At 64.1% G+C, this 24,757-nt stretch carries 17 protein-coding genes and 1 tRNA gene; 5 read left to right on the forward strand and 13 right to left on the reverse strand.

Going from position 1 to position 24,757, the window contains the following annotated elements:
• Positions 1–14: 14 nt before the first annotated feature.
• The 8 genes from ACIOAU_RS18675 to ACIOAU_RS18710 all read right to left on the reverse strand — a co-directional run bounded on the left by ACIOAU_RS18675 (position 15) and on the right by ACIOAU_RS18710 (position 13,744).
• Positions 15–1,463, reverse strand: coding sequence for a formylglycine-generating enzyme family protein (locus ACIOAU_RS18675; protein WP_262500185.1), 1,449 nt, complete (start codon positions 1,461–1,463; stop codon positions 15–17).
• A gap of 91 nt (positions 1,464–1,554) precedes the next feature.
• On the reverse strand, positions 1,555–2,778 hold the full coding sequence (locus ACIOAU_RS18680; RefSeq protein WP_101322610.1) for an ABC transporter permease: 1,224 nt from the start codon (positions 2,776–2,778) through the stop codon (positions 1,555–1,557).
• On the reverse strand, positions 2,762–3,460 hold the full coding sequence (locus tag ACIOAU_RS18685; protein WP_103435361.1) for an ABC transporter ATP-binding protein: 699 nt from the start codon (positions 3,458–3,460) through the stop codon (positions 2,762–2,764). The genes ACIOAU_RS18680 and ACIOAU_RS18685 overlap by 17 nt, the downstream gene beginning before the upstream one ends.
• 6 nt (positions 3,461–3,466) lie before the next feature.
• The gene (locus ACIOAU_RS18690; RefSeq protein ID WP_150570543.1) at positions 3,467–5,425 is read right to left on the reverse strand and encodes a vWA domain-containing protein; all 1,959 of its coding nucleotides are present in this window, start codon (positions 5,423–5,425) and stop codon (positions 3,467–3,469) included.
• Complete coding sequence (locus tag ACIOAU_RS18695) at positions 5,422–6,474, reverse strand: hypothetical protein (protein WP_401183842.1); 1,053 nt, start codon at positions 6,472–6,474, stop codon at positions 5,422–5,424. Before ACIOAU_RS18695 ends, ACIOAU_RS18690 begins: the two co-directional genes overlap by 4 nt.
• A gap of 5 nt (positions 6,475–6,479) precedes the next feature.
• On the reverse strand, positions 6,480–9,194 hold the full coding sequence (locus ACIOAU_RS18700) for a virulence factor SrfC family protein (protein ID WP_401183845.1): 2,715 nt from the start codon (positions 9,192–9,194) through the stop codon (positions 6,480–6,482).
• Positions 9,191–12,271 carry a virulence factor SrfB gene (locus tag ACIOAU_RS18705; protein WP_401183848.1) on the reverse strand — a complete coding sequence of 1,027 codons (3,081 nt, stop codon included), beginning with the start codon at positions 12,269–12,271 and terminating at the stop codon, positions 9,191–9,193. Before ACIOAU_RS18705 ends, ACIOAU_RS18700 begins: the two co-directional genes overlap by 4 nt.
• Positions 12,272–12,286: 15 nt before the next feature.
• Positions 12,287–13,744, reverse strand: a complete 1,458-nt coding sequence (locus ACIOAU_RS18710; protein WP_401183851.1) for an SrfA family protein — start codon at positions 13,742–13,744, stop codon at positions 12,287–12,289.
• 210 nt (positions 13,745–13,954) lie between these two features.
• Between ACIOAU_RS18710 and ACIOAU_RS18715 the strand changes: the two genes are divergently transcribed.
• Positions 13,955–14,860, forward strand: a complete 906-nt coding sequence (locus ACIOAU_RS18715) for a hypothetical protein (protein ID WP_150573571.1) — start codon at positions 13,955–13,957, stop codon at positions 14,858–14,860.
• Positions 14,861–14,905: 45 nt separating this feature from the next.
• Positions 14,906–15,874 carry an LppP/LprE family lipoprotein gene (locus tag ACIOAU_RS18720; protein ID WP_181088990.1) on the forward strand — a complete coding sequence of 323 codons (969 nt, stop codon included), beginning with the start codon at positions 14,906–14,908 and terminating at the stop codon, positions 15,872–15,874.
• 17 nt (positions 15,875–15,891) lie between these two features.
• On the opposite strand, the gene ACIOAU_RS18725 is transcribed toward ACIOAU_RS18720, so the two are convergent.
• The 4 genes from ACIOAU_RS18725 to ACIOAU_RS18740 all read right to left on the reverse strand — a co-directional run bounded on the left by ACIOAU_RS18725 (position 15,892) and on the right by ACIOAU_RS18740 (position 18,875).
• Positions 15,892–16,116: a hypothetical protein gene (locus tag ACIOAU_RS18725; protein WP_101322601.1), complete on the reverse strand. Its 225-nt coding sequence runs from the start codon at positions 16,114–16,116 to the stop codon at positions 15,892–15,894.
• Positions 16,117–16,216: 100 nt separating this feature from the next.
• Positions 16,217–16,293, reverse strand: a tRNA-Arg gene (locus ACIOAU_RS18730).
• Between the two features lie 117 nt (positions 16,294–16,410).
• Entirely contained in the window at positions 16,411–17,274 is an 864-nt protein-coding gene (locus tag ACIOAU_RS18735) for an ABC transporter ATP-binding protein (RefSeq protein ID WP_401183856.1), read from the reverse strand.
• Positions 17,271–18,875, reverse strand: coding sequence for an ABC transporter permease (locus ACIOAU_RS18740; RefSeq protein WP_401183859.1), 1,605 nt, complete (start codon positions 18,873–18,875; stop codon positions 17,271–17,273). Before ACIOAU_RS18740 ends, ACIOAU_RS18735 begins: the two co-directional genes overlap by 4 nt.
• 298 nt (positions 18,876–19,173) lie before the next feature.
• Here ACIOAU_RS18740 and ACIOAU_RS18745 point away from each other — a divergent pair, with 298 nt between their 5' ends.
• Both ACIOAU_RS18745 and ACIOAU_RS18750 read left to right on the forward strand, forming a co-directional pair.
• The gene (locus tag ACIOAU_RS18745) at positions 19,174–20,226 is read left to right on the forward strand and encodes an ABC transporter substrate-binding protein (RefSeq protein ID WP_401183866.1); all 1,053 of its coding nucleotides are present in this window, start codon (positions 19,174–19,176) and stop codon (positions 20,224–20,226) included.
• A 41-nt stretch (positions 20,227–20,267) separates the two neighbouring features.
• Entirely contained in the window at positions 20,268–21,173 is a 906-nt protein-coding gene (locus tag ACIOAU_RS18750; protein WP_401183869.1) for a TauD/TfdA dioxygenase family protein, read from the forward strand.
• 133 nt (positions 21,174–21,306) lie between these two features.
• Here the strand turns inward: ACIOAU_RS18750 and ACIOAU_RS18755 are convergent, their stop codons facing one another.
• A complete protein-coding gene (locus tag ACIOAU_RS18755) occupies positions 21,307–22,221 on the reverse strand; it encodes a LysR family transcriptional regulator (RefSeq protein ID WP_401183872.1) in 915 nt (304 codons plus the stop codon).
• A gap of 192 nt (positions 22,222–22,413) precedes the next feature.
• On the opposite strand from ACIOAU_RS18755, the gene ACIOAU_RS18760 reads away from it, so the two are divergent.
• Complete coding sequence (locus ACIOAU_RS18760) at positions 22,414–24,750, forward strand: TonB-dependent receptor (RefSeq protein WP_188036857.1); 2,337 nt, start codon at positions 22,414–22,416, stop codon at positions 24,748–24,750.
• Positions 24,751–24,757 lie beyond the last annotated feature (7 nt).

Raw genomic sequence — 24,757 nt, forward strand, 5'->3', positions numbered from 1 at the left:
GCTTCCTTGTGGTGTCAGTGGGCGACGGCTTTGCAGCTGTTCAGCCAGGCGTTGGTATCAATTTTCTGCGACTTGAGGAACGACACCTGGTTGGCCCAATGGGCGCGCAGGTACGGCGTCAGTTCCTTGAGATTGTTGTTGGCGGTAAGCACCCCTTCGAGCACCGGCACCTGCGCTTCGAGCAGGCTCTTGCCATACAGCGAGCCGGATTCGACCAGCGAGCTTGCGTAGTAACGGCTGAGCTTGTGCAGGCGCGCGCTTTGCTCGTCGAGCTTGCTCTTGCGCATGCCGCAGGTTGGGTCTTCTTCGCCGGCCTTGCAGTTGGCGGCGTAGTTTTTCTGCAGGAAGTCCAGGTACTGGCCGTCGTCGAGCATCTTGGTGCAAAGGAACGCACCCAGGTTGAGGCTGGCGCGGATGGCCTGGTCGCGGGCTTCCTGTTGCTGCTGGTTGCTCGCGCGCAGCTGGTTTTCGACGGTTTTCAACTGACCCTTGAGGGCCTCGTCCTGCACGCTCGAGGCCAGCGCTTCGAGGGCCTTGACCGTGCCTTTGTCCTTGCTGTCGGCGGCCGGCTGGTCGTTACCCAGGCTGCTCCAGCTCTTCTCGATGGCCTTGACCCGTTCGCGTGAGGTCAGGGTCGGCGACACCAGCGCCAGGCGCATGCCGTTGGTTTTCTTGGTCACCGCGCCTTCGGCGTTGTAGTAGGGCTCTTCCTGACGCAGGGCAGTGCGCAGCTCGGCTTCGCTGGTCAGGTAGTTGCCGCCACGCACTACGTAGCCGCCGGCCTGGCCGTGCTGGCGGTCGAGTTTGTTCAGGCGGAACGGTTCGAACATCATCTCGCTGGCGTTGCCGAGCATGTCGTGCAGGCCCAGCGGATTGGGCTTGAGCAGGCCGCTCAACTGCAGCTGGCCGTTGGCCGATTGCGCACCGGCAAACCATTCGTGGGCGTTCAGGCCGTCAGCCATCGGGTAGCGAATGTCGCGGAATTCGGCGGTGCTGACCTGCAACCCGCCGCGTGCGGCGAACTCCCACTCGACTTCGGTCGGCAGGCGCACGAAGCCCTGCGCGCCGTCTTCGCGGGGCAGCTTGTCGGCAGCATTGGCGCGCAACCAGCGGTTGTACTTGTCGGCGGCCTGCAAGGCGTCCAGCCAGCTGATCGAGACCACCGGCAGGCGCTGTTTGTTGGACGGTGTCGGGCAGGTTTCGTCGGTCAGGGCGCGGTATTGCAGCTGGGTCATCTCGTACTTGGCCAGCAGGTAATAGCGCGACTTGTCGCCCTTGGCGCTGGTGAAGCTGCCGGCGATGAAGGCTGGTCGGGTCTGCTCGACATAACCGTACTCGGCACTGTCGGCGCCGATGTTGATCGGGTAGTCGTCGAGCGGCCCGACCACCGGGATCAGCACCTTGCGAAACACCATTGCGCCGTCACAGGGCATCGGTAGCACGACATCGTCGGCATCGGCCATGGGATTGTAGAATTTCTCGTCCCAGCTCGCTGCCGCGGCGTCCAGGGCGAAGCCAAGCGCGAGGGGCGCCAGGGCCAGGCGAGCAAAGGTTTTACAGTTCACGCAGACTCTCCGCAGGTTGGATCCGTATCGCCCGCACGGCGCCGATCAAGGCAACCAGGCCAGCGACCAGCAAGGCCAGCAGCAGGGCCACCAGGCCATGCCAGACAGTGATATGGCAAATAAAGGCGCCGGTCGCCTGGCTGCTGCCGAGCAACTGGTCGAACAGCAGGCTGCCCAGGTAATAACAGGCCAGCCCGCCGACAAACCCGGTCAGGCTCAGCAGCAGCGCTTGCAGCACCACGTAGACGGCCACCGCGCTGCTGGTGAAGCCGAGCAGGCGCAGCACCGCCAGGTCGCGGCGTTTGCGGTCTATGTTGGCCAGAAACGCCCCCACCAACGAGGCAATGCAGCCGATCAGGGCAGCGCCGGCGATGACTCCGAAGATCAGCCCCAGCACATGGTTGATGGCTTTGACGCTGTCGATTTCAGCCAGCCGGCTGCTGGTCTCGATGCGCTGTTGATTGAGCCACTGCTCCAGCGGCGCGACGCTGTCGATATCGCGTGCATAGACCCGCGCACGGGCATAGCCGACTCCGACCGCCTCCAGCGACTGGCCGCTGCCGGCGCCCAACGCAGGCACCAGATAGCCGTCGCGGTAATGCTCAAGATCCAGCAGCAGCTCAGGGCTGACGAACGCCGCGGGGCGGGCAAAGCGCACAGCGGCGACAATCGCCTGCACGCGCAGAGTGCGCTCGCCACGTTCATTGACTTCGTTGAGGCGGCGGCTGACGCGCAGTCGCACGCTGTCGCCGACCTTGGCTTCGAGGCGCTGTGCCGCGCGCTCGCTGAGGATCAGTTGGTCGGCTTGCAGCGCGCTGAATTCGCTGGCCAGCAGCGGGTCGTTGGCCGCGGTCGGGATCACTTCGACGTTGTCGACAAAGCGCCCACGCTCGCCAAGCAGGTCGGCCTGGGTATTCAGCGAGCGGGTCTGGCCAATCGCAAAGCCAACCTCGGGCCGTTGTTGCAGGCGTTGCAGCCAGGCCTGGTCGTAATGGCCGCTGCTGAGCATCTTCACTTCGAGGTTGCGCGGGTCGCTGAGCAGCTCCTGCTGCAATTGGCTGACTACCCCATGCTTGAGGCCGAACAGCAACAGCAACGGCGCGATCACCGCCACCAGCGACGCGGCCATGCACAGCGACACGTTGCGGTCATGCCAGAGGTCTGCCAGCGACAGCCTGACCAGCAGCGCCAGGCGCTTATACCAAGGGTTCAAAACGGGTCTCCCCCTGGCCATTGATCGCGCCCAGACGCGGCAGGCCAAAGCGCTCGACCAGCGCCCAGTCGTGCGACACCAGCAAGGCGCTCAGGCCCAGTTCGGCAACCAGCTCCAGCAGCAACTCGAACAGCCGCTGCGCGTTGTGTGGGTCAAGCGCGGCGGTTGGTTCGTCGGCCAGCAGCACCCGCGGTTCGTGGGCGATGGCGCGCACGCAGGCGACCCGCTGGCGCTCACCGATCGACAGTGCCTGCGGCAGTTTGTCCAGCAATGGCGTCAGGCTCAGCGCTGCGACGGCTTTGTCGACCGCATGGCTGTGCGCGTCCAGACCGAGCAGACGGCGCGGCAAGAGGATGTTGTCGCGCACGCTGAGAAACGGCAGCAAGCCGCCGCTCTGCAGGACGAAACCCAGCTCGCGCGAGCGCAGTGCAGCCAAGGCCGCGTGCTGCTCGCCGGCCAGCAGCCGGGCAACGTCGTGCTGCTCGCTGCCGAGGAGGTAACAGTCCAGTCGCTCAGGCTTGAGCAGCAGGCCGATGGCTTCGAGCAGCGTGCTCTTGCCGCAGCCGCTCTCGCCGGTTACCGCCCACACCTCGCCCGCGCGCAACTGCAGCGCATCCAGGCGCACGGCGTGTGACTGTGGTCCCTGGCCGCGGACCACACGCAATCCCTTGATCTCGAGCATAAGTGGTCAGGGCATCATTTCCAGAGGAACCGGGTAGACGTTGTCGCGGCTGTCGGCGCCCGGGGCCAGCGCCACCCAGCGGTCAACATCGGCGTTGTAACGCTGGTAGTGGCGCAGCTTGGTGCTCAGGTTGCGGATGAATTTCTCCTGGGCCAGGCCGTCCCAGCCTTTCCAGGTTTCTTCATCGAGGTTGAGCACTTCGCTCTGGTACGGCAGGCCATCGAGGTACTCGCCGAGCACACCGAGGTCGGCCACGCGGGCGTCTTGCTTGAGCTGGTTAGGGTCGGCGCCCATGGTTGCGGCCACGGCGCGCAGGCGGGTGAACATCTCGCTGGGCGAGATCATGCCTTCGTTGGCGGCGTCGAGGATCTGCTTGAGCACGTCGCTGAGGTCGCTCAGCTGCGCCTTGGTCAGCAGCACCCGCACATCGGTGGTGGGCACGTTCTGCTTGATCGGGTCACGGTCGCTGATCCACGCCTCGAACACCGGCGGCGCCTGGGTGCCGCTGGCCTTGCCCAGGTACGCCAGCTGCATCGCGTGGCCAATCAGCGCGGCGTCTTCGAGCATTTTCTGCTCGGCGGGGCTGGCCTTGGCATTGGTGGCGCTGCCAACGGCGTCTTCGCCCATGTACGCCGAACGGACCTGCTGGGTGATGGCGCCAGCGAGGCTGTCGACCTTGCGGCCGAACTCGTCGACATCACCGGCATTGACCGGGTAGTACAGCGAGGTGTTGGTGCCGGGGTAGGTCGACAGGGCGCGGTACTGCGCTTCGGCGCTGCCGTGGTTCTTGGCCCCGCTTGGGGTCTTCAGGTGCAAGGTGTACAGAGCAACGCCAGGGTTGCTGGCTTCGATCTTGACCTGCTCGGCGCCAAGGCCGGTGCTGGACAGTTTGTCGCCGCCATCCAGCGCGCCGGCATCGGTGATCAGCACCACGTAGCGCGCGCCAAACTGGCTCCAGTCGACCTTGTCGACCGCATGCATGACCCCGGCATAGGCGTCTTCATCGAAGACTTTGCTGGAGACCTTGGCCTGCTTCAGATCCGCCACCTTGCTGAGGAAGTCGGCACCGTCCTTGACCGTGTTGGGGTCGGCGTACATCTTGCTGACGTACTCCAGGCCCGGCACTGCCTGGGTGCTGGAACGGTAGGCGATCAGGCCGAACTTGACCTGCTGGCCGAGGTTCTCCTTCTCGATCTGGGCGTAGACACGCTTGATCGCTTCGCGGGTGCGGTCGATGTACGGGTCCATCGAAATGGTCGAGTCGATGACGAATACTACCGCCGCGCTGAACGCTTTCATCTGGGTGTTGGCGGCAGCCTGGCTGGCAGCACTGCCGGCCGCAGGTGCCGCGCTGCTGGCCGCGTCGGCCTTGCTCACCGAGGCGACGTTGAGGATGCGCGTGCGGAAGCCTTCTTCAGTCATCACTTCTTCGCCGCTCAGGACCGGCAGCAGGTAGAAGTTTTTCTGCAGGTCGACGAAGTACTCCGGCTCCTGGGCCAATACCCCAGGCGCTTCCTTGCCGTTCTTGAGCTGGGCGCGCAATGGCGCGACCTTGCTGACCGGGTCGGGCGCATCGAGGATGCCTTCGAGCTGGCTGCGGTCTTTGAAGAACATCAGCCGGTCGCGGTTGGCCGGGTTGGTGAAGGCCAGGGTCAGCTGCATTTTCCATTCGACAGTGCAGTCACCCGGCAGCCAGCCGATGCTCTTGCCCTGGGTATCCGGGCCGACGCGCAGCCACTGGCGGTTGTCCACCGCCGCGCGCTCGTACACATAAAAGCGGCTGAAGGTCGGCTGGGCCTTGCCCGGCGCAGCACCTGCAGCGTCGCTGAGCTTGCAGCCGGGGGTGGTCAGCACGCGCTGGAACAGGGTTTTCTTGCCCTCTTGCAGCAGCGGCTTGTCGGCCGCGTGCAGCACCGGGCTCAGGCTCAAGGCCAGCAGGGCGGCGCCAAGGCTGCGCAGGCTCATGGTTTGAGCTCCTCGAAGCGTTGCTTGGCTTCGGCGTTGTTCTCATCGAAACCGAGAATGGTCTCGTACCAGTAGGCTGCGGTGGCGTTGTCTGGCGCCTTGAAGCATTCGCTGGGCTGGTGGTACTTGGGGTCGTACTCGCGGGCATAGGCACTGGCGATTTCGATGTCGCCGCCCTGGGCGCGGTTGGCGTACAGCCGCTGGGCAACGCCGCAGTGGTTGCTGGCCTTGGCCTGGTTGATCACTTCCAGCAGCGCGGCCGAGCCTGGGGCGTTCTGGATGCAGGCCTGGACGAACGGGATCTCGCCTTCGCTCTGCATGCTTTCCAGGGTGCAGGGCAGGGCGGCAGTGGGCGCAGGGGGCGCTGGCTGTTCGGTCTTGGGCTCGGGCTTCGGTGCTTCGACCGGTGCGGTTGGTTGTTTGTTGAACCACCACCAGGCGCCGCCTGCGGCGAGCAGCAACAAAACCACCAGCAACAGCGGCAGCAGCCAGCGGTTGCCGGTCTTGGCCGGAGCAGGGGAGATCGGCTTGCTGGTATTGATTACCGGCTCTGGGCTCGGCTCCGGTTCAACGGCTGTGGTTACAGGTTCTTCAGGCACGCTGACTGGCGCTGGCGCTGGCGCTGGCGCGACCGGCTCAGGTGCGGGTGGAACCGGCAGCGGGGGCGGCGTCTGCTGTGGTGCACCTGAAGTCGATGGCAGCACCTCATTGTTGATGCGCAGCATGCCCATGTCGCTCTGGCCTTGCTGCGGATCGCTCAGCTCCACGCGGAAGTTGGCGGTGCCGCTGGCTTCCAGCAAGGGGTCGATCAGCTCAGGACCAATGCGCGTTTCCAGGCCCGGCGCGCCGTCCACCGGCTGCAAGGCATCGAGCTTGAAACCATGGGCGACGTTGCCCCAGCGTGCGCCGGGGTGGAGGAACTCGTGGGTCTGGCTGCTCTGCAGGGACAGCTCCAGGCCGTCACTCGCGCCCTCCCAGCCGGTGATCCGCAGCACGGCATGGCCCGGCGTGTTCACGGTCAGTGGCAGCACATCAACTCTGATACCCATTACAGTCAGCTCGCTTCAAAGGTGTTCAGCAACACCGCCAACTGGCGGCGTTGCTCGGTGGTAATTTCCGGGTCGGCGCCGTTCTTGGCGTTTTCCTGGGTCAGCCAGGCCAGGCCCGACAGCCAGTCGACGAGGAAGCGCTGCTCCTGGTGTGACGGCTGCGCCGGCAGCTCCGGCAGTTCGCCTAGGGCCACGTTCTGGTAGAAGCCGAACACTGGCTGGCGCTCGCCGATCAGACAATTCGGGCGCTGGCTGAGTGGCTGCGCAAGCAGGCCGAACCAGGACAGGAAGTCGCGCATCAACAGCTGCACGTTCATCACCTGGCGCTGCACCAATTGGTCGCGCCGGGCGCCACCGAGGATGCGCCGGGTCACGGCCTGGTCGAGCTGTGCGAGGAAGGCCGGTCGGCGCACGGCGCTGATCAGCTCTTCGGTCAAGGCGTCGGCCAGTTCGCGGCTGATGCGCATGCTGTTCAGGCGCAAGGTCTGCGTGCCCAGCTCGCGCATGTGGCGGATCCACGCTTTAAGTGCGGCGCGGGCAAAGCGTTGTTCCGAGTTCAAGCGCTGGGCCAGCGGTTTGGCTGGGGCTGCGGGCGCAGATGGCGCGGCTGCCGGGCTGGCGAACAGGTTACCGAAGTTGATCGCGGGGGCTTTGTTGGCCGGCGCCTTGGCGGCACTTTCCGGCTCGGGCTCTGCCTCGCCATCGATACCGTCGATGTCATACACGCCGCCCAGGTACAGCTCGCGCAGTTCTTCATCGGGCAATTGCAGGGCGTTGATCAGCTCGCTGATCGCGTCCGGATCGGCACCGAGGTTGTCGACCAGATATTGGGTCTTCTCGCGCTTCTTGTTCAGCAGCTGCTCGAAGTCCTCTTCGCGCCATGCATGCAGGCCGTGTTCGAGCAGATCGGCGCGGCACTGGCGCAGCTGTTCGTCGATGCGCGTCAGCTTGAAGTCGATGTCGCTGATGCCTTGGAAGCTGGCGCTGAAGCGGCTGATGCCACCGTCGTTGAGGGCGAGCATGGCTTGCCAGGCATCGGCCGGGTCTTTGATATGGCGCTGCACCGAGGGGCTCTGCGCAAAGCACTGCTGCAGCTGCTGCAGGCGCAACTCGTGGCGCTCGTTGAAGTGGGTTTCTTCGCCGCTGCCGCTGTCGCGCTCGATGAACGCGGTGTCCAGGCGCGGCTTGCGCACCAGGTAGGTGTTGTTGAACGGCCTGTCGGCCCACTCTTTCATCCATTCCTGAGCGCCGAAGCGCTCGATCATGGTCAGCTTCATCATGTTCTCGCAGCCTTCAGGCAGCTGCCCTTCGCTGAGGCCGAGGGTGTTGCCGATGAAACCGTCGAGCATGGTCAGCGCCCAGATCAGGCCCGGAGTGCGCTGGCCGCGTTCTTTTGGCGTGGCGCCCTGGGTCTTGTGGATCCAGCGGGTCAGCACCGGGCCGACGCTGACGACTTCACTCTGCTTGAACGAACTGGTGCACAGCACCAGGCCATTCATCTGCTGGGCGTCGGTGTAGCGCTCGAACAGGTAGGCGACCTTGCCGCGCAGGATCAGGCTGGAGGCCGGGTTGACCTCTTCGACCGCGTCCGGGCTGGCAGCGTCTTCCAGGCGCAGCAGCTTTTGCCGGGTCCGGTAGCCAGGGAAGTCGAGCAGATCGACCGCTTCGACCACCGGGTCCTTGGGGCTGTTGATCAGGCGGAAGGTCATCTCGGCAGTCAGCGCGGCGAGCTGGGCGACGGTCAGGCCGACACTGCCCTGGACCTTGTCGCCGTGCAGTGGCAGCACGCTTACCGGCAAATCGCGGCTGGTGCCGAGACGGCCAAGAATATCCACGTTCATGATGCTGTTGGTCGGCGTGTAGCTGCCGTTGTCGTCCTTCACCAACACGCTCAAAGGCGCATAGACGGTGTCGGGGAAGCCCAGCTTGTGCAGGCCGCCGACCAGCAGTTCATACACTTCGGTGAGCGCTGGCTGCTCGCCCCACAGCACCGAGAACAGCTTGGCGCGCTGGCGATAGCTCAGGTGCGGCGCGAGCTTGATTGCTCGTGGCCAGTAGTGGTCATCGAGCTTGCGTACCGATTTTTCGTAGTTGCCCTTGAGGTAGTCCCACAAGGCGACCACGTCGTCACCGTTGACGCCGGGATGCAGTTGCTCCTGCTCGCGGCCTTCGAAGCCTTTGAGCAGCGCTTGCAGGCTATCGTCGGTGAAGCTGTAGTCGAGCTTCTCCTGATCGAAATCCTCGAACCAGGCGTTGGCGAGAATCTTCGCCACTTCAACTTCGCTGAACAGCTTCAGCTCGACCGGGTAGTTGGCATCCGGGCTGGGCTTGGCCAGGCGGCTGAAGCGGGTAACCAGGCCGGTGGCTTCCTTGCCCAACCCGGTCGGGTTGATGTGCTCGATGAAGTCCAGGGTCTTGCCACCAAAGTCGGTTTCAAGCCGGCCGCGCTGATCTGCCGCCAGGGCCGAGATCAGGTACGACTTGCCCGCCTGGGACAGGCCGAAGAAGCCGATCACCATTGGCGTCGACGCGGCCTTGCGCAGGTCCTTGGCGCGGTTGCGCGCCTGGCGCAGACGCAGGCTCAGGCCATCGGCCTCGGCTTCCACGCTGGCGGCGTTGCCACGCACCTGGTCGATCCACGACAGGGCCTGGCCGGCGCCTTCATGGACAGCGCCCCAGGCGTTCATCAACTGTTGTTGCTTCGGCGTAAGGTCGCTCATTTTCCTTTGACGTTCCCGCTGTCGAGCCAATAGTCGCTGTCACTCAAGCTCATGGTTGGCATGGTATTGAGGGCAAGCTCCAGATCCCGGTCGTAATCGAAATCGGCATCCTGAATATTCGATTGCAGGTCGCAGATGATCAGCTTGTCGCTGATCAAACCCTGCTCCAGCAGTTGGTCCGACGGCTCCTCGACCTCCAGGCGCACGCGCAGTACCGGCGCTTCGCCGCCCTTGCCGAGTGCCTTGGAGAACGCGCTGCTGCCGCGCGGGGTGAAGCGCAAGGTGTACAGCGGCGAGGCCGACCAGCGCTCGGCCGACAACTGCCGATAGCCCAGGTGCATGTCGCCGCGCATTTCCAGCCACGGCGTGCCGCGCTGCTCGCCTTCGCCAACAATCGGCAGTTCGATCCGGCCTTTGGCCGACTGCAGGTTGTGGTAGAGCACGTCGGCATGCTTGATGGTGCCGGCGGTGTCGATCTGGCCGAAGTGCTTGATGATCGAGTACGGCTTGAGCTCGACGGTGCGGAAATAGAAGTTCGGCACGCTGTGCTTGGAGCACAGCAGGCAGATCATCGCGCCGACCGAAGCGGTGCTCTTGGGGTCATCGATCAGGCCGTTGCGGTGGAACGGGTACCAGCCGCCGGTGCGGTAGTTCTGCAGCGGCAGGATGCGCCCTGGCGGCAGCGGCAGGCGCTGGCGGATGAACGCCTGAATGCCCGGCAGGCGCGACGGTCGGCCGGTCAGCAGGAGCATGTCGCAAGGGTAGTGCGAGATCACTTCGCACAGCTCGGCGAGGATCCGGGTGATGTTGATCTGGCCGCCGATGAAGGCCGCATGGACCTGCTCAAGGTCAAACGTGATCGGCGTCTGCAGCAGCTCCAGCGTGCCTTCGCGGCCGACTTCGCGGCGCACTGCGGCATTGACGAACTCGAGCACGCTGTCGTTGATCACGGCAGTGCCCAGCACCTCTTGCCAGGTCTGCTCGACGACGCCCTGCGGCTGCGCCGGGTCGTAGTTCTCGTAAGCCTTGAGCAGGGCCAGACCCAGCGGCACGAAGATCTGCAGGTTGAGCTGCTGACGCAGGATGCGCTCTTGCGCCGAGGCATCACCGTTGCCGCACAGGCGCGACATCATCGCGTCCGGCGCACTCACGCCAGCGCCCTGCAGGGCCTTGCGGAACGACGGCAGGATGAACTCCTGGATCACGTCGAGGAGGATGTCGTCGCCAGCCACCTTGAAACCATCGCGGAAACGCTGGTTCGGCACGATGTGCGCGTTGGCCCCGGCGCCGCCGTTGTTGCCACGGTCGAGGCGGTAGTCGGTGATCACCAGGTCAGTGGTGCCGCCGCCGATATCGATGGTGGCCAGGGTGATCTGCTCGGCTTCCTGCTTGTCCGGGCGGGCGAGGGCGGCGAAGAATTCTTCCGGATGACCGGCGAAGTTCTCGTTGACCTCGTTGTACAGGTACACCAGCTGGCCGCAGCTGGCTTCATCCCAATCGACGCGGATGCTTGGCAGCGGCGTGCGCGGGACGATGCTCTTGTCCTTGAACGGGTTGCTCTCGCCGGCATGCCAGCCAAAGCTCTTCCAGACCAGGCCGACGGCTTCGTACATGCGGTTGCTGAGGATGCTGCGCTCGGCTTGAGGCATGCCTGGCGGCACGGTCAGGGTGATGCTGTTGAGGCGGCGCGGCACGCGCGCGTGGCCCTGGCGCGAACGCTGCGCCGGGCTGTTGATCTGGGCCAGCGCCTGGGTGACCACTTCGGCCAGCATGAAGGTCATCAGGTTGCTGCGCGAATAGCGCGGGGTGAACACCGGCATGTCGTTCTTCGGCGGCAGGTACAGGGCCTGGCCGAGGTCGTTGATCAGGTGCGCGAACGGTGCGGCGGTGGCCAGCGGCTCCTTGTCGCTCTTGACGTAGGAGGTATTGAAGCGCCAGCCATGGCCGTAGGGCTTTTCATCCCACAGGTAACGCTTGGGGCTGGACAGCCCAGTCGAGCCTTCGGTACCGCGGCGACGGCTGGCCAGGCGTCCGGCTTCGCCACCGACGCGGGCGATGGTCGGCCACTGGAAGGCATTGTGGCGGCCGCTCTTGACCGAGAAATTATCCTTGCCGAAATAGGCCTGGGTGAACTCGACGCGACTTTCGAAGGCTTCGTTGTAGACCTTCTCCGGCTCGCTCAGGTCGCGCAGTTCGAGCACGTAGTTGTGACGCATGCCGGAGCCTGCCTGGCCGTGGTCCTCGATGAGGATGCCGCAGGTGCGCGAGTTGCCCACATCGAGTACCAGGTCGACCGGGATTGGCTGCACCACACCCTGAATCTCGTTGGCGACAACCTTGATTTCCGGGATTTCGACCTTGGGCTTCTCGACGCTCTGCTCAGCCGGCACCGGCCGACGCAACAGGCTCAGCAGGTTGAGGTAGTGGGCCAGGTGACGGTTGCCCTGCAGATCACGTTCGAGGCGCTCGCGGGTCCACTCGGCGCGGGCTTCGCCATACAGCTCGGCAAGCCACTCGCGGATCCAGCCGTGGGTCAGGAACCAGCCGTATTCACGGGCGCTGCAGGCCAGCTTGAAATCGACCCCGGAGCGCACGTCTTCTTCGTTCGGCGCCAGGTAATGAGCACCGGCCACTGCGGCCATGATGCGCGTATCGAAGGCCAGCGTCAGGCGATGGGTATTGCCGTCCAGGTCCGGCTCGGCCAGCTTGACCAGGCGCATCCGCGACCAGTTGTTGGGGCCTTCGTCAAACCGATGCGGCGCCATGAAGCGCAGGAACGGCAATGGCAGCCAGACGCCATCGAACAGCTTCAGGCTTTCTTCCATGGCGACGCGGAAGTGGTTGTCGTCGCTGCTGTCGAATTCGACCTGGACGACCTTGTCCGGCTCCGGCTCGTAGAAGTCCTTGTACTCGCGCGACCACAGCAGGCGCGTAGGCACCATGCCGTTGTTGAGCTGGACGAACTTGCCCGCTTGCTCGCCGTCCGGGCCGAGACGCAGGGCGAAATCCATGAATTGAATGCCGGTATCGCTGACCAGCGTGACCGTTTCTTCGAACTGGGTGATTTCGGGCAACATCTTCTGCGTCTCGTATTATTGGCCGGCTTGTTTCATCAGCATCGGGAAGGCGTCGGCGCCATAGTTGCCGGCGCAGTCAGCCGGGCCGGATGCGCCTGGCTTGCAATTGACCTGGGGCAGGTCGTAGCTGCTGCCGTCAGCACAGGCGGCTTGGCCGGCACTGGTGATCGACAGCTGACCTTGATTCATGGCCGCCGAAACCGGTGCCTGGCAGCGCACGCCATCGGAGCGGCTGACGGTGGCATTGCCTTTGCCGTCCTTGAAGTCGTACTTCAGGCGCAGCGGCTTGCTGGTGCCGACTTCCTGGATGCCGGCACCGGCCCAGTCGCCATTGAGGAAGCTGGCGGTGCCTTCGGCGGCGTCAGGCGGAATGCTGAGCAGGTTCGCCTGGGGAGCGGGCGCAGGGGGTTCTGTTGGCAGTTCGGGTGGCGTCGTGCTCGGGCCTGGCTCGGGTGCAGGCGCAGGTTCCGGCGCTGGCGCTGGGGCGGGTTCAGGCTCAGGCGCAGGCTCAGGCTCAGGCGCGGTGGTCTCGCCCGGCACTGGCGGTTCAGGTGTTGGCTCGGGTGCAGGTGGCGTTGCATCTGGGTTGCCGGCCCCTGGGCCAGTGCCGCCAGCGTCTGGCAGGCCAGCACCGGTGCCCGGCACTTGACCGGTGCCAGTACCCAGGTTGCCAGTGCCGCTGCCGCTGTGAGTTCCAGTGTCGATCACTGGACCTTGCGGCTTCTGGTCAGGCAGCTGCATACCGGGCACATTCAGCCCTGGCCAGCAGCTGCGCAGGCCGAACAACAGCAGCAACAGCAGCAAAAATGGCAGCAGCCACCACCAACCCAGCCGACGCCACCACGGCGCGGCGGCAACCGGCACTGGCGGCGCAACCGGCGGTACTGGCGCAGGAGCAATCGGTGGCACGGGTGGCGGTGCGATCACTGGCTCGGCGGCTTTGGCGGCACGCGGATACAGGCAATGCAAGGGCTGGCGGCTGCGCTCGGCGCCGGCATGGATAAAGCCCCAGAAGGTCAGGACCGGGCGGCCATCCACCAGATACACGAAGTTTTCGTCGGGAAACGGCACCACACAGGTCAGCAGCTTGCCGAACACCGTATTGTCGCCCTGCACGGCATTACGGGCACCGGGCAACGGCGCACCGTTGGCATCCAGGCCGAGCATACTGTTGCTCAGATCGTTGATGCGCAGCTGCAGTACTTCGAGCTGGGCTCGGGCAGGCGCTCGCTCTTCTTCGGTAGCGCTGCTCCACGGGATCACATCGCCCGGGCGCTCGCTGTACCAGTCAAGGGTGCTGCCCAGGGCGTCCGGCTGCGGGATGGCCAGGTGCTCGACCAGGTGCGGATGCTCCGGGTACTTGCGGCGGATCGCCTCGCGCAGCTGCAAAGCGGCACGATAGACCGGCTGGCCAGTCTCTCCCAACGCGGTAAAGTCTTCACTCTTACCACTGCGTAGCAATACTCCGCGCATCCTTGTAGACCCTACCTAGTCTTGTATCGATCCGTTTCAGTAATCACACCTTGATACTGAATAACCGCGCAACACTACTTGCAAAGCCATTTAGCCGTCAATTTAAGTTAGATGGCTTTTTGACGTCATTGCCCCGGCTTGCGGTTAAACTGCCCGCACCCGTTCAGCGGTACCGGCTGATCTGCCCTTGCACAATGGAGCGTGACCACGATGAGTCTCTGGGATGACCTGAAGAAAAAGGCCTACGACGCCAACCCCGAGCTGGCTGCCAAAGCCGCCCAGGCGCTGGACAAAGCCCGTGACCTGGCTGTCGAGGCCGGGCAAAAAGCTGCGCCGATCCTCAAGCAGGCCAGCGACAAGGCCACCGTCTACGCCCAGGAGAAAACCCCGATTCTCAAGGCCCAGGCGCTCAAGGCCATCGACGACGCCAAGCTGCGCCGCGCCCAGTTGCAAGAGCAGGCCAAGCGCGACAAGGCCGCTCGCGCCGAAATGATCCGCACCATGTACGACATCACCCTGGCGCCCGACGACGTCAACTTCATCGAAGAGCCGTTCAACCACTTCGAGCGCCAGTTGGGGTTCTTTGTCTTCAATGGCGAAGTGCTCGACAGCCAGAAGCGCAACCAGACCCACCTCGACGCCTACCACTCGCACCGCACCACTGGCGGCACGATGTGGCAGGGCACCGGCTCGACTGGCAGCAGTTCGTCGAGCATGCAGGTGAGCACCCACAACGTGCAGGAGCATGAGTTCTGGGTGCGCCTGGAAAACGGCAAAGAGTCGTGCTTCCAGCTCAACAATACCCAGGTGCGCATCCGCCCCGGCCAGCACGTCAGCCTGCTGTTCGTGCATAACGCCGGCAACCAGAACGGCACCCTGGTCGCGCTGTACAACCACAATGCCGGGGAAAACTTCACCGTCCTCACCCCGGCGCAGATCAACCAGGCGTTCGACCTCTACACCCAGGCGCCGGGGTTCTTCAATCAGCGTGAAGTCAACGACACCCGCCACCGGCTGTTGCAGGCACTCGACCTGCGGATTGGTCAACTGGTGCGCTACATGGCAGTGCACGGCGACCGCCGTAATGGGCAAGTGATCGAGGCAGAACAGGATTGATCGACTGCGGGTCGCTTGAGCGGCCCGTCACACAAGGAAAGCAACATGAAGTTGAAATGGGCCGTAGCGATGGGTGGGGTACTGGGGCTGGCCGGTTGCGATGCAGTCAGCCAGTTCCAGCAGGCGCGAGCGCTGCAGGAGCTGCGCCAGGAGTGTTTTGGCAATTTCACCAACAGCTGTGTCAGCAAGACCATTGATTACAACATTGGTCTGGTTGAAGCAGTGCCGTTCGCCGGGCCGGAAGACAAGCAGGCCATTCTCGCGATGTTTGGCGATGCCGGCTGGGACCTCTATGAACAGGCAGTGCGTGAGGTCAAGGATGACGTCGTCAGTGCGCTCGAAGCGAGCCGCCCCGGGATGTTTTCACGCTGGATTCTTGGCGATGCACAGCCGTTCGATGGCAAAGGGGTGATGGAGTTTTCCCAGAGCGAACTGGAGCCTATTCGCAAGCGCATAAGCGAGGTATACATCGCCAGGATCAAAGCTGCTGGCCTGACCCCGAATGCCCAGGCAATGGCGCACTACAGCGCAGCCAGCCAACCGGCCACCAGCACCGTTATTGCTCCAGAACAGCAGCCAGCCGTGCAGCCGGCAGGCGCAACTGATGCGCTGCTCAAGGCCGCCATCGACCAGATGGTCGCGGACGAAATCGCAACCGACGGCGGCAGTGAATACGACGAAGGCCGTCAGGTACTGGAAGTGGATCTCGATGGAGATGGCGTCGAAGATGCCGTGGTGCTTTACACCATCGAAGGCCAGGGCGGTGGCAATGGCTCGTTCCAGACCCTTGCGGCGCTGTACCGTGATGGCAACAGCTGGAGCGCCAAAGGCAAGACCATCCTCGGCGGCGCCACCGACCTGCAGCTGCTCGGCCCGAACCTGATCGGCGTGACCGTGTTGACTCACAGTGACGAAGATCCACGCTGCTGCCCGAGCCAGGAGAGTGTGGTCAAGTATCAGTGGAATGGTGCAGCCTTTGCCGAGCTGCCGGATACGGTTAAGTCAGCGGGTTGACGCTTGGTGCGCTTCGCTCAAGCTAAGTGATATTCAGCGCCAAGCAGCGCCGCAAAGCTGTCTTTGGCAGGGTGGCTGCCAGTGTGCTTGTTGCAGATGAAGTAGTTCTGCACTGGCGCCAGGTCGGCGAAGCTGAAGCCGCTGATGCCGTAGCTGGCAATGCTGGTGATGTTCACCTCTAGCCCGTGCGGCGTCAGCCAGCGTTGCAGCGACTGCCGGTACGGGCAGCCTTCAGGCCACATCAACCAGGTTCGCCCCTGCAATGGGCTTGTCGCTGCTTGGCAGGTGAGGTCCGCACAAACGAAAAAGCCCCGGGACAAGTCCCAGGGCTTTTTCTTGATATGGCGCACTCGGCGGGATTCGAACCCACGACCCCTGCCTTCGGAGGGCAGTACTCTATCCAGCTGAGCTACGAGTGCAACGCGGCGCAATGATACCCATCTTGGCCTAGCGCGTCCATCGCCTTGATCTGTAGCCGTTTTCGTTGTGACATGCCCAGCGGCACTACGGGCACGAATGTCGGAGCGGTGCTTACCTCACAAGGCAATCAACTCCGGGCGCAAGCCCTCCACTCGCTGCGACGCGGGCTTGAAGTAACTGCCGTCGCCCGTGATCTGATGCAGCACCCGCTCGCGCAAACCATGCAAGGCCACCCCGGTGCGCTGGCGCGGGTGCGGCAGGTCTATCTCGACCACCGCCTTGATCCGCCCCGGGCGCGGCTCCAGCACCACCACCCGATCCGCCAGATAGGTGGCCTCTTCGGCATCGTGGGTGACCAGCAAGGTGGTGATGCCGGAGCGCTCGCGGATCGCCAGCAGTTCGTCCTGCAACTGCTGTCGGGTCAAGGCGTCGAGTGCGCCAAACGGCTCGTCCAACAGCAGGATGCGCGGGCTGGCGACCAGCCCTCGGGCGATTGCCACACGCTGGGCCATGCCGCCAGACAGCTGGTGCGGATACGCCGTCTCGAAGCCAACCAGGCCCACCAACTGCACGAACTCATGCACGCGGCGGGCGCGTTCGCCCTGGCTCAGTTGCTCGTTGACCAGCCCCAGGCCGATGTTCTGCTCGACTGTCAGCCACGGGAACAGCCGGTGCTCCTGAAAGACAATGCCGCGTTCGCCGCCGATGCCCTGCACCGGCTTGCCATCGACGTGAATACTGCCGCTGTAGTCGGTATCCAGGCCCACCAACAGCCGCAGCAAGGTCGACTTGCCGCACCCGGAGGCGCCGACGATGGCAATGAACTCGCCTTCGTTGATGGCCAGGTTGAAGTTGTTGATGGCCTCGAAGGCCTGGCCATCGACGGTAAAGGTTTTGCCGACTTGCTCGAAGCTCACCAGCGCTGGCGTGGTGTCGGCTTGATTGGCGGCGTGCAGGGTCGAGGTGTTGAAGGCGTTCATGCAGTTCTCCAGCGCGTGGCGCGCGATTCGAGGCGTTGTCCAAGGTTGCCGAGCAGGGCGCCGATCAGGCCGATCAGGACCATCGCCGCCATCACCTGGTCCATGCGGAACAGCTGCTGTGCGCCGAGCATCAGGCTGGCGATACCGCCATCGGACGGCATGAAGTATTCCGCGCCGATGGTGCCCAACCAGGCATAGATCAGCGACAGGCGCAGGCCGGCAAATATTGCGGGGGCAGCGCCGGGCAAAATCAGCAAACGCAAGCGTTTGGGCAGGTTCAGGCCCATCACTTGGGCAGCCTCTCCCAACTGCGGCGACAGGCTGGCGATGCCGCGCTGGGTTGCAATGAACAGCGGGAAGAACGCCGCCAGGCCGACAAACACCAGCTTGGCCGCTTCGCCCAGGCCGAACCACGCGGTGAGCAATGGCACCCAGGCAAAGATCGCCACCTGGCGCAGGGCTGACAGGGTAGGCCCGAGGGTTCGTTCGGCGGGTTTCGACAAGCCCAGCAGTACCCCCAGCGCAAAGCCTGCACCGCCGCCCAGCAGCAGTCCGCTCAGTGCCCGCTGCAGACTCAAGCGCAGCGCCTCCAGCAGCGAGCCATCGGCGATGCCTGCCTGCAGGCTGGCCAGCACGCCCAGTGGCGAAGTAAGAATATTGTCGTCGACCCAGCCAAAGCTGCTGGCTGCCTGCCACAGCGCCAGCAGGCCCAGCGGCAACAACAAGCCTTGCCAGGCCCGTGGTAGCTGTGCCCGGCCTTGCTCGCCGGTAGCCGCTTGCGGCCAGAACAGCAGGCGCCGCTCCAGGCTGCTGAAACCGCGGTCCATCAAGAACCCGACCGCGCCGATCAGCACGATGCAGAGGAATACCAGATCGAGCATGAACAGCTGCCGACCCCACACCATCAGGTAGCCGATGCCCTCGCTGGAGGCCAGCAGCTCGACGGCCAGCAGCGAGGTCCAGCCTGTCGCCAGCGCCAGCCGCACTCCCGCCAGAAACGACGGCAGGGCAGCCGGCAACAGCAGCCGACGGAACAGCAAATGTGCCGGCAGGCGCAAGGTCGCTGCGGCTTCGCGCAGTTTGGGTTGTGCATCGCGCACGCCCACCAGCGTGTGCAAGGTCACCGGCACCACTACCGCCTTGATCAGCACCACCAGCTTGAGCAGCTCGCCGATGCCGAAAAACAGCATGAACAGCGGGATCCAGGCCAGCGTCGGGATCTGTGCCAGTGCGATGAACGTCGGCATCACCAACGTCTGCGCCCTGCGCGAAGCGCCCAGCCAAGTCCCCAGCAGCAATCCGCCGGCAATCCCCGCGAGCAACCCGTAAAGCAGCCGCTGCAAACTTATCCACAGGTGCCCCCAAAGCTCGGCACTGCCAAACTCCAGCGCACTCTGCCAAACCAGCGCCGGCCCCGGCAGAATCTGCTCGCTCATCCAATGCCAACGGCTGGCCACCACCCACAACAACGCCAAACCCACTGGCACTATCCAGGCCAGCCACCCTTGGCCGGAGCGGTCATGTCGGGGCGCCATGCCGGACGCAACAGGGTTGCGCAGCAGCCCCAGCAATCCCCGTCCCTGTCGCAAAATGTCGCCCATCGCGCCCTCCAACAAACCGCAATTAACATATTCAATAAAAGAATAAAAAATTACGCATAGATAATTTCAAGACATAAGAGCATGCAGGCCACGCATCGAGAACCCCCCAGGCAATGCGTTCTACTCATATTTCAAATGCACGTTCCGCAACCCCGGCGACACACCCCGCCAACCCTGATTTATGCCTTTTAGTTACTAAAGCATGCACATTCAGTCTTTGTTACTTCTAACCATCCTTGCCTAGCTTCTGCCCAAAGCGCCGGCCCTTGCCGGTGGCAGCCTGCCAAGGAGCCGTGCCATGAAAACCCCGCTACGTCAGCTACTCACCCGCTTCGCCCCGACCGTGCTGGCCGGCCTGCTGAGCGGCTTCGCCCTGACGACTCAGGCTGCCGAAGTCGACAGCATCCGTATCGCCGTGCCCGACCTCAGTGCCGGCAGCAAGCCCAGCGCCGGTGGCGTGGTCGACGTGCTGCGCAGCCAGCAACTGCTGGAAAAGGAATTCGCCAAAGACGGCATCAAAATCGACTGGCACTTCTTCAAGGGCGCCGGCCCGGTGATCAACGAAGCGCTGGCCAACGGCCAGGCCGACTTCGCCTACCTCGGCGACCTGGCAGCGATCATCGGCAAGGCCAATGGCCTCGATACGCGGGTGCTGTCGGCTGGTGTGCGGGGGGTCAAGAGTTACCTCGGCGTGGTGCCGGGCTCAGGCATCAAGACCCTGGCCGACCTCAAGGGCAAGCGCGTGGCGGTGTTCCGCGGCACGGCAAACCAGCTGTCGTTCGCCAGCGCGTTGGCCAGCCAGGGCTTGTCCGAACGCGACCTGAAAGTCATCAACCTGGATTTCAACGCCGCCAATGCCGCCATCGCCGCCAAGCAGATCGACGCCACCTGGGGCCTGTCCAACCTGCTCTCGCTGCGTGAGCGCGGGCTGGTCGAGCTGCCGGTCAGCTCACGCGACCTCAAGGGCGCCGGCAGCACCCAGGCGGTGCTGCTGGGCACCGGCGAATTCATCCGTCAGCACCCCGAGCTGACTGCACGTTTGGTCAAGGCCCAGGAGCAGGCCAGCCAATGGCTGCGCGACGAGCACAACCGCCAGGCCTACATCGAGCTGGTGGCAACCACTGCCAATTATCCGCGGGTGATTCTGGAAGGCGACCTGGCTGACGAAAACCTCGCCGAGTACTTCGATCCACGGCTGGATGCCGAGTTTGTCGGCTTGCTCCAGCAAGGCGTCGATCTGGCTGCCAAAGAGCGCCTGATCCGCCGTGGCTTCCAGGTCTCCGAATGGATCGAGCCACGCTTCCTCGACGCTGCCCTGCAACAGACCCAGGCCACCCAGGCCGCCCGCTGAATCATCACAACGCTCGTCATATGACCGTGAGGACCACCGCTATGAGCAATGCCGCACTTGCTAACGTGCCACACACCGCTGCACTGGAAATCCTGCCGATTGGCGGCCGCATCGGCGCCGAGATTCGCGGCATCGCGCTGTCGGCCGAACTGGACGCCGCCAGCATCGATGCCATCCAGGCTGCCCTGGTGGAACACAAGGTGATCTTCTTCCGCGCCCAGCATCACCTCGACGATGCTGCCCAGGAAGCCTTTGCCAAGCGCCTCGGCGAACCAGTCGCACACCCGACCGTGCCAGTACTCGACGGCAGCCATTACCTGTTCCAGCTCGACGGCGCGGAAGGCCAGCGGGCCAATGCCTGGCACACCGACGTGACCTTCGTCGATGCCTACCCGAAAGCTTCGATCCTGCGCAGCGTGGTCGCTCCCGCCGCTGGCGGCGACACCGTCTGGGCCAATACCGCAGCCGCCTACCGCGAGCTGCCTGAGCCGCTGCGCGAGCTGGCCGACAAGCTCTGGGCCGTGCACAGCAACGAATACGACTATGCCGCGGCCAAGCCGGATGTCAGCCCGGAGAAGCTCGAGCGCCATCGCAAGGTGTTCACCTCGACCGTTTACGAGACCGAACACCCGGTGGTGCGTGTGCACCCCATCAGTGGCGAGCGCGTGCTGCAACTGGGCCAGTTCGTCAAACGCATCAAAGGTTATTCACAGGCCGATTCGGCGCACCTGTTCGCTGTGTTGCAAGGGCATGTCACTCGCCTGGAAAACACTGTGCGCTGGCGTTGGCAGGTCGGCGATGTGGCGATCTGGGACAACCGCGCCACCCAGCATTACGCGCTGGACGACTACGGCACCCAGCCGCGCATCGTGCGCCGGGTGACCTTGGCCGGCGAAGTGCCGGTGGGGGTGGATGGCCAGTTGAGCCGCACTACTCGCAAGGGCTGATATGGCCGGGGGCCGCTTTGCGGCCCTTCGCGGGTGAACCCGCTCCCACAGGATTCTGCAGCGCCGCCGAAATCTGTGGGAGCGGGTTCACCCGCGAAGGCCGTGAAACGGCCCCAAGATCGACCTGAAACACTCAAGTCTCGCTATCACAGGCAAGCAACTGCCTGACCAACCCCTGCGCCAACGGCGACAAACCATACCCCACTCGGCTAACCACGCCATACCGTGTATAGCACTCATCTTCCTGCTCCTGGCTGAGGTCAACCAGCTCCAGCGCCACCAGCCCACCTTCCCCCTGATACGGCCGCAGATTGGCGCTGCAGGCGATGCCGATGGTGTCCGAGTGCGCGACCACATTGAGCAGCGCGTAACCATGCTCACACTCGACGCTGGGCAAAAAATCTTGCCGGCCACTGAGGTCGCTGAGGATCTTGCGGATGTTCGGCGGGCGGAAGGTGGTCGCCAGCGGATAGTCGAACAGGTCCCGTGCGCGCACCTCGGCTTTAGCCGTGAGCGGATGCCCGGCGCGGCAGCAGAAGTGCCAGCGCTGCGGCGTCAGCTTGTGCACGCGGTAGTCCGGGTCGGCTTCGAACTGACGCGTGTCGGCGACAAAGAACTCGATCTCTTCGGCCATCAACCGGCGGTTCAGCGCCTGCCAGTTATCCACCTGAAAACAGGTGCGCGCCGCCGGGTATTCGGCAACGAACCGCGCCACCGCCCGCGGTACCAACCCGCCGGCCGGCGCCGGCCCCGAGCCGAAGCGCACCAGGCCGGTCGTCGCGCCGTTGAACTGGTTGATCTCGTTGGCCAGGTTATGCGCGCCATGCACCAGCCGACGCGCGTGCTCCAGCACCAGCAAACCCTGCCGGGTCGGTGCCAGCTCCCTGCTGGCGCGGTCGATCAGGCGACAGCCGACGTTGTGCTCGAGGGTCTGAATGCTCCGGCTGAAGGCCGATTGCGACAGGCTCACGGCAACGGCCGCAGCAACGAAGCTGCGGTGCTCGACCAGGGCGATGAAGTGGCGCAGTTGGCGCAGATCTATATGCATTTTCTACATGGAAACTTTCGGTGAAATGCAATTGGCAGGAAGGGTTGTGAACCTTATAAAGGGTGTTACTTATTCCACAAAATATGAATTAAACATATTTATAGATCCAATAAGAATATAAGTCTGCCAGACCGCGATTCGGTTCCGCCAACGGAAATGCTCGCCAAGGCCCACGCCTCTAGGAGCACCCGTATGTCTCGACTTTCCCGCTGGCCCGCCCGGGCCACACTGTTTGCCCTGCAGCCGCTTGCCGCCGGGGTGTTGCTTGCGGCGGCCAACAGCAGTTTTGCTGACCAACCCGTCAGCGCCACGCCCGCGGTGGAGGCGGGTGCCCAACTCGGTACGGTCACGGTCAACGCCCGCCGCCGCGAAGAAACCGCGCAAAGCGTGCCGACCCCGATCAGTGTGCTCAGCAGCGAAACCCTCGAAACCCAGCGCATCTACCGCGTGCAGGATCTGCAACAGCTGGTACCGAGTACCAACGTCTCCTACGTGCATGCACGCCAGTCGAGCATTTCCATCCGAGGCCTGGGCAACAACCCGGCCAGCGATGGCCTCGAAGGCAGCGTCGGCATCTATCTGGACAACGTCTACCTCGGCCGCCCGGGCATGGCCGTATTCGACCTGCTCGACGTCGAGCAACTGGAAGTGCTGCGCGGCCCGCAAGGTACCTTGTTCGGCAAGAACACCACCGCTGGCGTGCTCAACATCACCACGCGCAAACCTACCTTCCATACAGAGGGCAGCGTGCAGACCTCGCTGGCCGAAGATGGCTACTGGCAGACCCAGGCCAGCTACTCCGGCCCGCTCAGCGACACCCTGGCCGGGCGCATCAGCGCTTACCGCACCGAAGACGACGGCTATGTGAAGAACGTCTACAACGGCGACGACCTCAATGGCGGCAAGCGTCAGGGCTTTCGTACCCAGTTGCTGTTCAAGCCCAACGAGGCGTTCAACCTGCGCTGGATCGGTGAGTACAACGAAGAGGACTCCAACAACGGCATCCTCAGCCTGTACAGCACCGGCCCGACCATCAATGGGGTCAACCGCTATGAAAGCCTGGCCAACCAGGCCGGTGCGACGCTGGTGTCGGGCAAGGACCGCAAGGTCAACTTCGACTCCGATCAGCAGGTAACGGTGTTCCAGGGCGGCACCTCGGTCGAGGCCAACTGGACCCTGCCCAACGACTTCACCCTCACCTCGATCAGCGCCTACCGCTGGTGGGACTTCACCCCGCGCAACGACGACGGCCTCAACGTGGCGGCCAGCTACAACGCCGGCGTGTCGGTGCGCGACAAGCAGTACTCGCAGGAAATTCGCCTGGCCTCGCCGACCGGCGGCTTCTTCGATTACGTGCTCGGTGCCTACTACTTCAAGCAGGACCTGGACAACAAATCGTTCAACTATTACGGCCCGCAGGCGGACATCTGGAACGCCACCCCGGCGGGCGCGCTGGCCAACGTCACCACGATCGGCAACGGCCACATCGATACCGACAGCTACGCGCTGTTCGCCCAGGGCACCTGGCACCTGACCGACCGCCTCGACTTCACCGCCGGCGTACGCGGCACCTATGAAGAGAAAAGCGCCTGGGTCGACCGCGCTGCGCCCAGCGGTGGCGCGGCGGTTACCGGTGCGGCCGCTGCGGCGCGCAATGGCCGGGTCGGCGCCTACGACTCGGGCGACCTCAACCAGTACAGCTTCAGCCCGACCGGGCTGCTCAGCCTGAGCTACCGCTTCAGCGATGCCGTGCTCGGCTACGCCAGCCTCACCCACGGCGAGAAATCCGGCGGGGTCAACCTTACCGTCGGCGCCGCGCCAAGGCTGGGCACCGACTCGTTGCTGGTCGGTACCGAGCGGGTCAACAACGCCGAAGTCGGGCTCAAGACCACCCTGTTCGACAACCGCCTGCAGCTCAACAGCAACCTGTTCTGGGCCCAGGTGCATGGCTACCAGGCCAACGTCTACGACCAGGTCAACCGCGTGCAGTACCTGGCCAACGCCGGCAGCGTGCGTTCGCGCGGGGTCGAGTTCGAAGCCACGGCGCTGCCGATCCAGGGCCTGACCCTGAATTTCAACGGCTCGTGGAACGACGTGCGCTACACCGACTACAAGGACGCGCCATGCCCGCCGGAAGTGAGCCTGGCCAATGCCACCGCCACCTGCGACTTGTCTGGCCATCAAGTGGTCGGCGCCTCCAAGTACATCGCCAACTTCAACGGCCAGTACAAATGGCAGCTGACGGATCGCATCGAGCCCTACGTCACCGCCAGCTACGCCTTCCGCTCGCGGGCGGTGGGCACCATCGATGACTCCGACTTCGGCCAGATCCCCAGCTACGCGCTGGTCAACCTCTCTACCGGTGTGCGCCTGGACCAAGGTGACGGCGTCGTCGACCTGTCGCTGTGGGTGAAAAACGCCGGCGACAAAACCTACTTCACCAGCCTGTGGAACTCCGCCAACGGCGGTTATGCCGGCGTGCTCGGCACCCCACGCACCTTCGGTGCCACCGCCCGTTACGACTTCTAAGTACAAG

Origin of the sequence: Pseudomonas sp. NPDC088322 (assembly GCF_044740745.1) — a bacterium.
GTDB lineage: Bacteria > Pseudomonadota > Gammaproteobacteria > Pseudomonadales > Pseudomonadaceae > Aquipseudomonas > Aquipseudomonas shirazensis.